Raw genomic sequence first — 12616 nt, forward strand, 5'->3', positions numbered from 1 at the left:
CTCGGGTCTACGCTGCGCTTCGCCCGAGAATGACGTGAGCCTACTCCGCTGCCGCTCGCTGGCTTCCCCAGCCTCCAACGATCTTGCGCAGTTCGGCGCGCTCGCTCTCGTTGAGTTCCGGCAGGCCGGGCAGGCGGACCGGTCCGACATTCGTGCCGAGCAGGCCGAGGGCCTCCTTGACCACGGTGACGTTGGCGCCGTTGCCGTATTTGGTCCGCAGCGTCTCGAAGCCGGCGATCTCGTCGACCAGGCGGCGGGCGAGGTCGTAGTCGTTGCCCTCCAATGCCCGCCAGATCGCCAGCGAGCGCTCCGGCGCGACATTGACCAGGCCGGAGGTGAAGCCGCGGGCGCCGAGCGCGTGGAAGGGGGCGGCCCAGCCCTCGGCGAGGCCGCAGATCCAGTTGGCGCTCGAGCCTTGCGTAGCGCGGACGCATTCGGCGAGCAGCATGACGTTCGGCGAGGCGAACTTGACGCCGGCGACATTGGCATGCGTCGCGACGCGGGCGAGATCCTTCACGCCGATCGCATCCGAGCGGATATAGGCGACGAGCGGGATCGACAGTGCCTCGGCAATGGCGAGGATGTAGTCGGCCTGGGACTGCGGGGCGGCGAAGGGGTCGAGCGGGTGATGCACCATCACCGCATCGCAGCCGGCCTTGGCCGCGAGCTTGCCGGTCGAGATCGCCTCCCGCAAAGACCTTCCGATGCCGGCAGTGACCAGCGCCTTGCCGGCGGCGGCCTCGGCCGCGACGGCGTGGCTGCGCACCACCTCATCGGTCGTCATCGGGTAGAATTCGCCGGTATTGCCGGCCGAGACGATGTTGTGGATGCCGGCCCCGGCGATGCGCGCGACGATCTTGCCGGTCAGCGCCCAGTCGGCATCGCCATCGCCCTTCCAGGCAGTGACGTGCACGCCGGAAATGCCGCGCAGCGCGGCACGAACCTTGTCACTCATCGTAGTCCAATCCTTCCGCATCGGCGCCGAAGACCTGGCGCACATGGCTCTTGGCGGAGCGCACGATATGGCTGCGCATGCGCTGCTCGGCCCGGGCCGGCTCGCGCGTACGCAGCGCCTCGAAGATGCCGCGATGCTCCTCGAAGCCCCTGGCGCGCTCGGAGGGCTCGCCCAGCAGGGCGATGCGCTGGGCATGGTCGTACATGCGCTGGCCATCGAGCCGGCGCTCGAGATAGCTGCAGCCCGAGATACGGTGGATCATGCCGTGATAGGCCTCGTTGAGATTGACGAGGTCTTCGAGGTCGCCATGCGCGGTCGCGTGCGCCATCTCGTCGATCAGGCGGCTCATCTCGACGATCTCGCCATCGGCGATCCGGTTGGCGGCGATATGCGTCATGACGCTTTCGAGCGCGGCGCGGCCGAGCGCCATCTCCAGCGCCTGGCGGGCGGAGAACTCGACGAAGACGCCGCGGCGCGCCTCGGTCCGGACGAGCCCCTCGCTCTCCAGCATGCGGATCGCGTCCTTCACCGGCGTGGTGGAAACGCCGAGCATATCGGCGAGGCTGCGCTCGTTAAGCCGCTCGCCATTGCGGAAGCGGCCGGCGACGATCGCCCGGCGCAGGCGCTCGTGCACATGCTCGCGCAGGGAGCGCAGCAAATGCGGCGAGACAGGTTCGATCGCGAGCGCTTCTGGCATCCGGGTTCCTCTGGCGCGGCGCTGCCCGCGATTCTGCACGCGGCCCGCCTGTCGCCATTGCCTCACCAGACACCATAAAGCGCAAGTGACATCAAGTCTGAAATTTCAGATTTCAAATCTGGAATTGCGTGCTATGGAGAGGGCAAGACGGCCGCAAGACGCCGGAACGGCATGGGCCGGACGGACAATGACGAGGGAGGATTGGATGACATTGATCACACGCCGCGGCCTGCTCGCCGGAGCCGGCGCCATGCTGGCCGCGCCAGGACTTACTCCTGCCCTGGCGCAGAGCGGCTATCCCGGCAGCAGGGTCGTCACCATCGTCGTGCCCTTCGCCGCCGGTGGAACGACCGACCTGCTCGGCCGCATCCTGGCCGACCGGTTGGGCGCGCGCCTTGGCGGCAAGTTCATCGTCGAGAATCGCGTCGGAGCCGGCGGCAATACCGGTGCTGCGGCGGTCGCGAAGGCCGATCCGGATGGCTACATGCTGACCATGGGCACGGTCTCCAGCCACGCGATCAATCCCGGCGTCTACACGAAGATGCCTTATGACCATATCAAGGATTTCGCGCCGATCTCGCAGGTGGCGAGCGTGCCGAACCTGCTGATGGTCAATCTCGACCTGCCGGCCAAGACCGTGCCGGAGCTGATCGAGCTGCTGAAGAAGAATCCGGGCAAATATTCCTTCGGCTCGTCGGGCGCCGGCACCTCGACCCATATGGCGGCCGAATTGTTCAAGGTCTCGACCGGCACCGACATGGTCCACGTGCCCTACCGGTCGAGTGCACAGGTGACGCAAGACCTGCTCTCCGGCCAGATCCAGCTCACCTTCGACAACATCACCATCGCCTGGCCGCATGTCGAAGCCGGGAAAATCCGGGCGCTCGCCACCGCGACGCCGAAGCGGCTCGTGGTCGCGCCCGACCTGCCAGCGCTGTCGGAGTTCATTCCGGGCTATGACGCCAGTTCCTGGCACGGCTTCTTCGCGCCCTCGAAAGTACCGCCGGAGATCGTCGCCAAATTGTCGAGCGAGACGCAGGCGATCATGCGCGAGCCGGCGGTGATCGAGCAGCTCAAGAAGCTCGGCGTCGATCCGGTTGGTTCGAGCCAGGCCGAGTTCACCGCCCATATCGCCAGCGAGACCAAACGCTGGGCCGAAGTAGCGCAGAAGGCGAATGTGAAGATCGAGTGAGGGCGATCTACTCCGCTTCCTCTGCCGTCATTGTGAGGAGCGGAGCGACGAAGCAATCCAGGAGACTTGGAGCGCTGCCGCCTCTGGATTGCTTCGCTACGCTCGCAATGACGACTCCCGCTCTCTCAACGAGTACTGGCTCATGACATTGACTATCCTGACTCCCGAGAATCGCGAGAAGCTGAAGCGTGTCTCGACCGCGACCTTGACCACGGCGCTGTTCAAGCGCGGCCTGCGCAACCAGTTCATCCAGGATGTGCGGCCGCTGTCGCCGAACGCCCCCCACATGGTCGGGGAGGCCTTCACGCTGCGCTACATCCCAGCGCGCGAGGATCTCGACCATCTCGGCGTGTTCGAGGGTACGCAGCATCCGCAACGCGTCGCAGTCGAGACCTGCCCGCCCGGCCATGTCATGGTGATCGACAGCCGCAAGGATGCGCGCGCGGCTTCGGCTGGCGGCATCCTGGTGACGCGATTGATGCAGCGGGGCGCTGCCGGCATCGTCAGCGATGGCGGCTTCCGCGACAGCCCCGAGATCGCTGCGCTCGGCTTTCCGGCCTATCACAACCGCCCGAGCGCGCCGACCAACCTGATCCGGCACCACGCGCTCGACATCAACGCGCCGATCGGCTGCGGCGACGTCCCGGTCTATCCCGGCGACATCGTCGTCGGCGATGGCGAGGGCGTCTGCGTGATTCCAGCCGACATCGCCAACGAGGTCGCCGCCGAGGCCTATGAGCAGACCGCCTATGAGGATTTCGTCGAGGCCAAGGTCAGGGAAGGGCGCGGCATCTTCGGCCTCTACCCAGCCAACGCCGAGACCAAGGCCGAGTTCGCGAAGTGGCGGCCCGACTGGAAGTGAGTCCCGCATTCACCCGCCGCTGATGCGGCGGCGAGCCTTGTGAAAGCCCGCGCCTAGCCGGCGCCGCCAGTCGGCGGCGTCCGGAATCCGTCAACGACAACAAAAGCATGGGGGAAACAATGGTGCAGATGTCTCGCCGTCGCCTGCTAAAGGGCGGGCTCGCGGCAGCCGGCTCGGCGCTGGCCGCTCCAGCATTGGCGCAAGGCTTCCCGTTCAAGCCGAACCAGCGCTATCCGGACCCTTCGGTCGATATCCTCGATCCGAGTTTCGCTAAGTACCGGATCTATTCGAGCACGGTCGAGCAGGTCGGCACCGGCATGCGCTGGGCCGAGGGGCCGGTCTACTTCCCGGACGGGCGCTACCTCCTCGTCAGCGACATCCCGAACAACCGGATCATGAAGTACGATGAGGTGAAGAACAGCTTCACCGTATTCCGTGAGAACGCCAATTACGCCAACGGCAATGCCCGCGACCGCCAGGGCCGGCTGATCACCTGCGAGCACTCGGTGACCCGGCGTATCACCCGCACCGAGAAGAACGGCCGGATCACCGTCCTCGCCGACAAGTTCGAGGGCAAGCGGCTGAACGCGCCGAACGATGTCGTCGTCAGGTCGGACGATACGATCTGGTTCACCGATCCGCTCTTCGGCATCAACGGGGAATGGGAAGGCTCGCGCGCCAAGCCGGAGCAGGCGACGACGAATGTCTACCGGCTCGCTCCCGACGGGAAGCTGACGGCGGTAATCACTGATCTCGTCAATCCCAACGGGCTCGCCTTCTCACCCGACGAGAAGAAGCTCTACGTCGTCGAGTGGCGCGGCACGCCGAACCGCAGCATCTGGAGCTATGACGTCGACGCCGACGGCAAGGTCTCGAACAAGGTCAAGCTGTTCGACGCCGCCGATTTCGGCGCGCTCGACGGCTTCCGGGTCGACCGCGACGGCAATCTCTGGTGCGGCTATGGCAGCAATGGCGCGCTCAACGCCGAACCCGCCGATGTCGGTGGGCGCAAGGTCTATGGCCTGCGCGGCAAGTCGGAGGATCTCGACGGGGTGATGGTGTTCAGCCCGGCCGGCAAGCCGCTCGCCTTCATCCGCCTGCCGGAACGCTGCGCCAATCTCTGCTTCGGTGGACCGAAGGGTAACCGGCTCTACATGGCGAGCTCGCACTCGCTCTATGCGCTCTATGTCGAGGCGCACGGGGCGGTGTAACTTAGCTTGCTGCGACCAGTTCGCGCACCATCGGGACGACCTCGCGGCCATAGAGGTCGATGCAGCGCAGCAGCTTGTCCTGCGAGAGCGGGCCGGCGCTGATCTTGAGCTGGAAGCGCTGGAGACCGAGCGCTTTCACTGTCGCTGCGATCTTGCGGGCAACTGTCTCGGGCGAGCCGAGATAGAGCGAGCCGCCCGCAACTTCGCGCTCGAACTCCTCGCGCGACATCGGGCCCCAGCCGCGCTCGGCGCCGATGCGATCGCGCATCGCCTTGTAGGCCGGGAAGAACTCCTCGGCGGCTTCAGCGTCGCTCGCCGCGACATAGCCCGGCGAATGCACGCCGATCGGCCGCTCGCCATGGCCGAGCCGCCCCATCGCGTCGCGGTAGAGCTGGGCGTAAGGGGCAAAGCGCTGGGCCGGGCCGCCGATGATGGCGAGCATCAACGGCAGGTCGTAGCGCGCCGCGCGCACCACCGATTCCGGGCTGCCGCCGACGCCGATCCAGGTCGTCAGCTCACTCTTCTCGATCGGCGGGAAGACCTGCTGATCCCGGAGCGGTGGGCGTAGGGTTCCTTCCCAGCTGATGTTCTTCTTGCGGATCAATTCGACGAAGAGGTCGAGCTTCTCCTCGAACAACACCTCGTATTGCCGGAGGTCGAAGCCGAAGAGCGGGAAGGATTCGGTGAAGGAGCCGCGGCCGAGGATGACCTCGGCGCGGCCGTTCGAGAGCGCGTCCACCGTCGAGAAGCGCTGGAAGACGCGGATCGGATCATCCGAGCTGAGCACGGTGACGGCCGAGCCGAGGCGGATGCGGCTGGTCCGGGTCGCGATGCCGGCAAGCACGGTCTCGGGCGAGGACACCGCGAAATCGGCGCGATGGTGCTCGCCGATGCCGAAGAAATCGATGCCGAGCTCGTCGGCGAGGACGGCCTGCTCGACGAGGTCGCGGATCACCTGCGCATGCGGGAGCAAAGTGCCGTCCGGGCCGGCGGTGACGTCGCCGAAAGTGTCGAGGCCGAGTTCGAGATTGGCAGGCATAAGCGAGGTCCGGGCTGGTGCGGCACGCCGCAAGGACGGCGCCCGCGCCATCTGGCGCCGTGATCCCCACTGTTCAAAATGCGCCGGCGCCGAAGGCTCTATGCGAATTCGCCGAAATCGGTACCATAGGGAACAATATGTCCGCCATGCCTCCCATTTGGGTGTGGTGGGACGGATAAGATTGATGTTGCCTCGGCGCGCTCCGGAAGGAGCCGATGCGAGGGCGACGCATGGGGGGACGGTTCATGGACGGCGAGGCTGTAGCCGAGAGCGATCGCTCGATCGTCGGCAACCCGATGCTGTTGCCGTTTTTCGATCTCTCCTTCGATGAGATCGAACTGCTGTGCCGGGTGACGGCGCAATGGCGCGACGACTCGACGGAGGTCGTCGACGGCGCATGGTTCACGAATTTCATGGGCGCACGGAAGGAGCCGGCTCGATAGGCGAGGCGCTTCTTGTCACGCTCGGCATGGTCGCCATCGTGGCGGCAGCATGGTGGGCGACGAACCGATGGCGGCTCTGAACCGGCCGCCAATATGCAATCACGCCGCCGGCTCGAGCCGGGCGCGGCCGACGATCATCACGCACCTCGCGGATCAGCTAGGCGGCTGCTCGCCATCTGCGCAACCGGAGCCTGGACGGATCTCCCGGGCGGCGCGCGCGCCGCTCTCATCCTTGAGCGCAACACCGGTAAGGCTCCGCGCGAAGGCTTCGCGGATCAGCCAAGCGGCGCGCGCCGCAGCCTCGGCAGCCGATAATCCGGCGTCATGCACGTTCGAGATGCAATTGCGTTCGCCGTCCTGCCGGCCGGGGCGTGGCGCGTAGGTCAGATAGAGGCCGAGGCTGTTGGGCGTCGACAGCCCGGGACGTTCGCCCAGGAGGATCAGCGCGAGCCGCGCCCGCTGCAATTCGCCGATCTCGTCGGCGAGCGCGACCCTGCCCTGTGTGGCCAGGGCGATCGGGCCAAGGCGCCAGCCGGCGCTCCGCACATGATCGACAAGCGAGCGCAGGACAGGAAGCGCATGGGCCTGGACCGCGCTCGCCGAGAGACCGTCGGCGATGGTGATCGAGAGATCGACCGGATCCGTCGCTACTGCCGCTACCGCCTCCCGGTCGGCCGGCAACAACCTGCGGCCGAGATCTGGGCGCAGGAGATAGGAGTCCCGGGTCGGCGCGCGGCTCTGCACGCGGATGAGCTGCAGGCCGAGCTTGCCGATCTCGCGCGCCAGCATGTCGGTATCGAGGGCGGCATGGACCGCGTCCCTGGCGCGGGCATGCGCGAGCGCGGAGCGCAGGGTTTCGCTGGTCGGCAGCCCGGAGCCGGCGCGCCCGAGCGCGATGCGGGCCGGTGTGAGCGCGGCAAGCCGCTTCCAGCTCTCGATCTCGCTCATCGCGTTTCCAGTGCGGCGAAGGAGGAGAGCAGACGGGCCGCGGCCGCTTGCGGCAGCAGCCGGCCGTCACCGCCGCTGATGCCCTGGTCTTGCAACCAGGCCTCGAATTCCGGCGCCCGCTTCAGCCCCAGCAAGTCGCGGATATAGAGCTGGTCGTGAAAGGAGGTCGACTGGTAGTTCAACATCACGTCGTCGGCGCCGGGCACGCCCATGACATAGGTTACGCCGGCGGCGGCGAGCAGCGTCAGCAGCGCGTCCATGTCGTCCTGATCGGCCTCGGCATGGTTGGTGTAACAGACGTCGCAGCCAAGCGGGACACCCATCAGCTTGCCGCAGAAATGATCCTCCAGCCCGGCGCGGATGATCTGCTTGCCGTTGTACAGATACTCCGGGCCGATGAAGCCGACCACGGTGTTGACCAGCAACGGATCGAAGGCTCGACAAACCGCATAGGCACGCGCCTCGAGCGTCTGCTGATCGACGGCGTGATGTGCCTCGGCCGACAATGCCGAGCCCTGGCCCGTTTCGAAATACATGACATTGCTGCCGAGCGTGCCGCGCTTCAGCGACAGGCCGGCCTGGTGGGCTTCGCGCAAAATGGCGAGATCGACGCCGAAGGAGCGGTTGGCGGATTCCGTCCCGGCGACGGACTGAAAGACCAGGTCAACCGGAGCGCCACGTCCGATCAACTCGATGGTCGAGGTGACGTGGGTCAGGACGCAGCCCTGCGTCGGGATGGCGAAGCGCTGGATGACCTCGTCGAGGAGATGGAGCAGATCGCTAAGCACCGACAGGTTGTCGGAGACCGGGTTAATGCCGATCGTCGCATCGCCGCAGCCGTAGCTGAGCCCGTCGAGGATGGAGGCGGCGATGCCACGCGGATCGTCGGCCGGGTGGTTAGGCTGCAGCCGCACGGCCATCGTGCCCGGCAGGCCGATCGTGTTGCGAAAGCGCGTGGTGACCCGGCATTTGCGGGCGACGGAGATGAGGTCCTGAAGGCGCATGATCTTCGAGACCGCGGCCGCCATCTCTGGCGTGATTCCTGGCGCCAGCCGCGCCAGCACATCGCTCGTCGCCGCATCGGAAAGCAGCCAGTCGCGGAACGCGCCGACGGTCAGGCTCACGACCGGAGCGAAGGCGGCGCGGTCATGCCCATCGATGATGAGCCGCGTGATCTCGTCGTCCTCATAGGGGACGAGCGCTTCGGTGAGGAAGGTCGCGAGCGGCAGGTCGGCGAGGGCGAAGCGCGCCGCGACCGCCTCCTCGGCGGTGGCGGCGACAAGCCCGGCGAGTTCGTCGCCAGAGCGCGGCGGCGTCGCCTTGGCCATCAGCTCGCGCAGATCGCCGAACCGGTAGGTCGTCTGGCCGATGACATGCCGATAGGCCATCAAACGCTCTCCACGCCGCAGTGACGCACGGCATGCAAGCATGCTGCCGCGGTGCGGTCACGCGGAGCTTTCGGCTGGCGAGAGTCGTCTGCCTAGGCTGGCCGTGAAATCTGTCTGAATTCGCAGGGATGGTAGCGGGAGAGGGACTTGAACAACATTTCTAAATAGCTGATAAACATAATAACTTAATTCAAATCTGCAGATGGAGGCCATCATAAAGGCCAACGTTCGTTGAGGTTGCCGATGAACATCAGCGAATAGAATTGCGGCGAAGTGGGCAGAGTGCCGCACCTAGCCAAATTCGTAAACCCGCTCATCGTCGCCCGCGGTTGATTGGACCTGATCGGTTTGGCCGAGCGGCAGCTCGGGAGCCAGAACACAATAATGGCTTGCAGCGCCTGCGACGGACGCTCGTCTATTCTGCGCCATTTGCGGACATTCGGCCTGCGGCTGGGAGGTCATCGACATGTGGCGAACCGGTTGGCCCGGACCTCGCCTTCTCCACCGATCGTCCAGAGCATCTGCTGTCCATCAGATTGTGGGCTGCCACGGCATGATCCGCAAAGCCTTGCCGCCGGTGGAACAGCCCTCCAGAGGAGAGTCTCCGTTCTTATAGACGAACGGGCGGCCGGCGAGAAAAGGCAACGCGCGAGTGAATCCTACAAAATTTGTATGTTTGCAGCGGATTTCTTCCCCGTCGTAGACGCGTTCCCGACCGTGGGGAAGTATCTTCCCCTTTTCTCACGCTGTTGAGATGGCTGTTCTGTCTGTAGCGTTCCTTTGAAAGAACGTTTCATTGACCGCCCCATCAGCTGGAGAGCACTCTGACGGTGATAGCGAACGCCGCCTGCCGGCGGCCCGAGGCACCTTCCGGAGCAACACATGATCAGCCGTCGCGTGCTTACGCGCTCTGTGGCCGCCGCCATCATCCTGGCTTCCACGACCGGCGCTCCCTTCGCCGTTGAGCCGACCGGTGAGCCAATCCTGCTTGGCGTGAGCGGGCCGCTGACCGGGCCGAACGCGCAATACGGGGCGCAATGGAAGCAGGGCTTCGATCTGGCGCTCGACCAGATCAATGGAGCAGGGGGCATCAAGGGGCGGCCGCTGCGCTATGTCTTCGAGGATACGCAGAGCGACCCGAAGCAGACCGTCGCGGTCGCGCAGAAATTCGTCGCCGACAAGCGCATCGTCGCCGAGCTCGGCGATTTCGCCAGCCCGGCCTCGATGGCGGCCTCGCCGATCTACCAGCGCGCCGGGCTTGTCCAGTTCGGTTTCACCAATTCGCATCCGAACTTCACCAAGACGGGCGACTTCATCTGGAGCAATTCGGTCAGCCAGGCCGACGAGCAGCCGCTGAATGCGACCTACGTCGTCAACAAGGTCGGCTTGAAGCGAATTGCGATCCTGTTCCTGAACACCGACTGGGGCCGCACCAGCAAGGACCATTTCGCCGCCACGGCCAAGGAGCTGGGCGCCGAGGTCGTTGCCGCCGAAGGCTACCAGCCCGACGAGAAGGACTTCCGCTCGACACTGGTGCGCGTGCGCGACGCAAAGCCAGACGGGCTTTTCCTGGTTTCCTATTATGCCGATGGAGCCCTCATCGTCCGCCAGGCCCGCCAGACCGGCGTCACCGTTCCGATCGCGGCGTCGAGCTCGATCTATTCGCCGAAGTTCATCGAACTCGGCGCCGAGGCCTCGGAAGGCGTCTTCACCAATGCGCGCTTCTTCCCGGAGGATCCGCGCCCCGAGGTTCAGACCTTCGTCACCGCGTTCCAGGCCAAGTACGGCAAGGAGCCGGACGCCTTCAACGCTTACGCCTATGACACGGTGGTTCTCTTCGGTCAGGTGCTGCGCGAGGCGCCGAACCTGGACCGCACCACGATCCGGGACACGCTGGCCAAGGTGAAGGACGTGCCGAGCGTGGTCTATGGCAAGGCCACCTTCAACACCGAGACGCGCCGCATCCTGGGCGCCCAGAGCGCTCAGCTCGTGGTGCGTAACGGGCGCTTCACGCTGTGGGATGGGGTGAAGACGAACTGACGCGTCAGACCAACCGATGACCTCCTGGTTCGATCACACCGTCAACGGTCTGATCATCGGCAACATCTACGCGTTGCTGGCGGTCGGGCTCGCGCTGATTTTCGGCGTCAGCCGCCTGATAAATTTTGCGCACGGTTCGGTCTATGTCGTCGGCGCCTATGTCGGCTGGGTCGCGGTTTCGGTTCTGCAGACGCCGTTCCCGGTGACGCTGGCGCTGGTGGTTGTACTGACGGGCCTGCTCGGCATCGTCATCGAGCGCTTCGGCATTCGCCCGCTGGCGGACGCGCCGCGGATCGCCCCGCTCCTGGCGACCATCGGCCTCAGCTTCGTGCTCGACCAGACCGTGCAGATCTTGTTCAGCCCTGATCCGCGCTCGGTGCCGATGCAGCTGCCGAACTGGCGCGTCGCGATCGGCGGCGGCTCGATCGGCGTGCTCGATTTGCTGATCGGCGGCATCGGCATCGTCGCGGCGACCGCGCTCTTCGCCTTCCTCAAGCTGACGAAATGGGGCTGGGCGGTGCGCGCTACGGCGCTCGACCGCGACGCGGCCCGGGCCATGGGCGTCGATGTCGACAGGGTCAACCTGATCGTCTTCGCCATCGCCTCTGCCTTGGGCGGCGTCGGCGGCGTGCTCGTCGGGATGTACTACAACGTCATCACCCCGACGATGGGCTTCGAGGCGACGCTGAAGGGCATCGTCGCCGAGGTGGTCGGCGGCGTCGGCAATGTGCCCGGCGCGATCGTCGGCTCGCTCTTGCTCGGCGTCATCGAGAGCTATGGCGTCGCGCTGCTCGGCACGAGCTACCGCAACCTCTTCGCCTTCATTCTCTTGATCGCGATCCTGGTGCTCAGGCCGAACGGGCTGTTCGCCAGCCGCCGCCAGCTGCCGCCCGAGCCGATGACCGGCACTTTCGTCGCGCCGAGCAAGCCGGTGGCGACGCCGCTCCCGCTCATCGCCGCCGCCGGCGCCTTCTTCGTCGCGCTGCCGCTGCTGATCGACAATGGCTACCTGATCCAGACCCTGACCAATGCCTGGCTCTACGCGCTGCTGGGCTTGAGCTTGACGCTCGTCGCCGGGACGAGCGGGCAGGTCTCGCTCGGTCACGCCGCATTGCTCGCCATCGGCGGCTACACCTCGGCGCTGCTGGCCTCAGATTTCGGCTGGCCGGTCTGGCTGACCTTGCTCTGCGGCGGCCTTGCGGCGGCGAGCCTCGGCACGCTCCTGGTCTCGCCGGCCTTCCGCCTGCGCGGCCATTATGTCTCGATCGCGACGCTCGGCATCGGCGAGATCGTCGCGCTCGTGATCCTGAACTGGGAGAGCGTGACACGCGGGCCGATCGGCGTCGCCGCCATCCCGCCGCTCGAGCTCTTCGGCCATGCGCTCTACGACACCAATGCGATCTATTGGTTCGCCTTCGCATTGATGGCGGCTCTCGCGCTGCTGCAGCTGCGTCTGCTTGGCTCGCATCTCGGCCGCACGCTCAGGGCGGTGCGTGACGACGATGTCGCGGCGCGCTCCTTCGGCATCGGGCTCAACCGCTACAAGGGCCTCGCTTTCGCCTTCGGCGGCTTCTTCGCCGGGATCAGCGGTGCTTTCACCGCGCATATGTACTCGTTCATCAACCACGAGACCTTCAACACCCAGATCTCGGTGCTGGCGCTGACCATCGCGATCCTCGGCGGCATGGGCAATGTCGGCGGCGCGATCCTCGGCTCGCTGGCGCTGATCGGCCTGCCAGAAGTGTTCCGCGTCGCGGCCGAGTACCGCATCCTACTCTACGGCATCGCGCTCCTTCTGCTCGTCCGCTTCCGGCCGCAAGGCCTGCTCGGCACCGTCTGAG

At 65.9% G+C, this 12616-nt stretch carries 11 protein-coding genes; 6 read left to right on the forward strand and 5 right to left on the reverse strand.

Annotated features, from left to right (window positions below):
* Positions 1-40 precede the first annotated feature (40 nt).
* A complete protein-coding gene (locus BLM15_RS25375; protein ID WP_126115353.1) occupies positions 41-955 on the reverse strand; it encodes a dihydrodipicolinate synthase family protein in 915 nt (304 codons plus the stop codon).
* Positions 948-1652: a GntR family transcriptional regulator gene (locus tag BLM15_RS25380; protein WP_126115354.1), complete on the reverse strand. Its 705-nt coding sequence runs from the start codon at positions 1650-1652 to the stop codon at positions 948-950. Before BLM15_RS25380 ends, BLM15_RS25375 begins: the two co-directional genes overlap by 8 nt.
* A gap of 205 nt (positions 1653-1857) precedes the next feature.
* On the opposite strand from BLM15_RS25380, the gene BLM15_RS25385 reads away from it, so the two are divergent.
* From BLM15_RS25385 to BLM15_RS25395, 3 genes are all read left to right on the forward strand, one after another.
* Positions 1858-2844 carry a Bug family tripartite tricarboxylate transporter substrate binding protein gene (locus BLM15_RS25385; RefSeq protein WP_126115355.1) on the forward strand — a complete coding sequence of 329 codons (987 nt, stop codon included), beginning with the start codon at positions 1858-1860 and terminating at the stop codon, positions 2842-2844.
* 142 nt (positions 2845-2986) lie between these two features.
* Positions 2987-3706, forward strand: coding sequence for a ribonuclease activity regulator RraA (locus BLM15_RS25390; protein WP_126115356.1), 720 nt, complete (start codon positions 2987-2989; stop codon positions 3704-3706).
* A gap of 128 nt (positions 3707-3834) precedes the next feature.
* Positions 3835-4917 carry an SMP-30/gluconolactonase/LRE family protein gene (locus BLM15_RS25395; RefSeq protein WP_442859400.1) on the forward strand — a complete coding sequence of 361 codons (1083 nt, stop codon included), beginning with the start codon at positions 3835-3837 and terminating at the stop codon, positions 4915-4917.
* 1 nt (position 4918) lies between these two features.
* On the opposite strand, the gene BLM15_RS25400 is transcribed toward BLM15_RS25395, so the two are convergent.
* Positions 4919-5956 carry an LLM class flavin-dependent oxidoreductase gene (locus BLM15_RS25400; protein WP_126115358.1) on the reverse strand — a complete coding sequence of 346 codons (1038 nt, stop codon included), beginning with the start codon at positions 5954-5956 and terminating at the stop codon, positions 4919-4921.
* A 245-nt stretch (positions 5957-6201) separates the two neighbouring features.
* Between BLM15_RS25400 and BLM15_RS25405 the strand changes: the two genes are divergently transcribed.
* Positions 6202-6399, forward strand: coding sequence for a hypothetical protein (locus BLM15_RS25405; RefSeq protein WP_126115359.1), 198 nt, complete (start codon positions 6202-6204; stop codon positions 6397-6399).
* Between the two features lie 153 nt (positions 6400-6552).
* Here BLM15_RS25405 and eutC read toward each other — a convergent pair whose 3' ends face one another.
* Complete coding sequence (gene eutC / locus BLM15_RS25410) at positions 6553-7347, reverse strand: ethanolamine ammonia-lyase subunit EutC (protein ID WP_126115360.1); 795 nt, start codon at positions 7345-7347, stop codon at positions 6553-6555.
* On the reverse strand, positions 7344-8735 hold the full coding sequence (locus tag BLM15_RS25415; RefSeq protein WP_126115361.1) for an ethanolamine ammonia-lyase subunit EutB: 1392 nt from the start codon (positions 8733-8735) through the stop codon (positions 7344-7346). The genes eutC and BLM15_RS25415 overlap by 4 nt, the downstream gene beginning before the upstream one ends.
* A gap of 882 nt (positions 8736-9617) precedes the next feature.
* On the opposite strand from BLM15_RS25415, the gene BLM15_RS25420 reads away from it, so the two are divergent.
* On the forward strand, positions 9618-10775 hold the full coding sequence (locus BLM15_RS25420) for an ABC transporter substrate-binding protein (protein WP_126115362.1): 1158 nt from the start codon (positions 9618-9620) through the stop codon (positions 10773-10775).
* A gap of 16 nt (positions 10776-10791) precedes the next feature.
* Complete coding sequence (locus BLM15_RS25425; protein ID WP_126115363.1) at positions 10792-12615, forward strand: ABC transporter permease; 1824 nt, start codon at positions 10792-10794, stop codon at positions 12613-12615.
* Position 12616: the final 1 nt, after the last annotated feature.

The organism is Bosea sp. Tri-49 (assembly GCF_003952665.1).
Lineage (GTDB): Bacteria > Pseudomonadota > Alphaproteobacteria > Rhizobiales > Beijerinckiaceae > Allobosea.

Bases quoted from the DNA above. Each gene is read 5' to 3' on its own strand.
- BLM15_RS25390 (WP_126115356.1), top strand. From the start codon at position 2,987: ATGACATTGACTATCCTGACTCCCGAGAATCGCGAGAAGCTGAAGCGT.
- BLM15_RS25375 (WP_126115353.1), bottom strand. From the start codon at position 955: ATGAGTGACAAGGTTCGTGCCGCGCTGCGCGGCATTTCCGGCGTGCAC.
- BLM15_RS25420 (WP_126115362.1), top strand. From the start codon at position 9,618: ATGATCAGCCGTCGCGTGCTTACGCGCTCTGTGGCCGCCGCCATCATC.
- BLM15_RS25385 (WP_126115355.1), top strand. From the start codon at position 1,858: ATGACATTGATCACACGCCGCGGCCTGCTCGCCGGAGCCGGCGCCATG.
- BLM15_RS25400 (WP_126115358.1), bottom strand. From the start codon at position 5,956: ATGCCTGCCAATCTCGAACTCGGCCTCGACACTTTCGGCGACGTCACC.
- BLM15_RS25405 (WP_126115359.1), top strand. From the start codon at position 6,202: ATGGACGGCGAGGCTGTAGCCGAGAGCGATCGCTCGATCGTCGGCAAC.
- eutC (WP_126115360.1), bottom strand. From the start codon at position 7,347: ATGAGCGAGATCGAGAGCTGGAAGCGGCTTGCCGCGCTCACACCGGCC.
- BLM15_RS25415 (WP_126115361.1), bottom strand. From the start codon at position 8,735: ATGGCCTATCGGCATGTCATCGGCCAGACGACCTACCGGTTCGGCGAT.
- BLM15_RS25395 (WP_442859400.1), top strand. From the start codon at position 3,835: ATGTCTCGCCGTCGCCTGCTAAAGGGCGGGCTCGCGGCAGCCGGCTCG.
- BLM15_RS25425 (WP_126115363.1), top strand. From the start codon at position 10,792: ATGACCTCCTGGTTCGATCACACCGTCAACGGTCTGATCATCGGCAAC.
- BLM15_RS25380 (WP_126115354.1), bottom strand. From the start codon at position 1,652: ATGCCAGAAGCGCTCGCGATCGAACCTGTCTCGCCGCATTTGCTGCGC.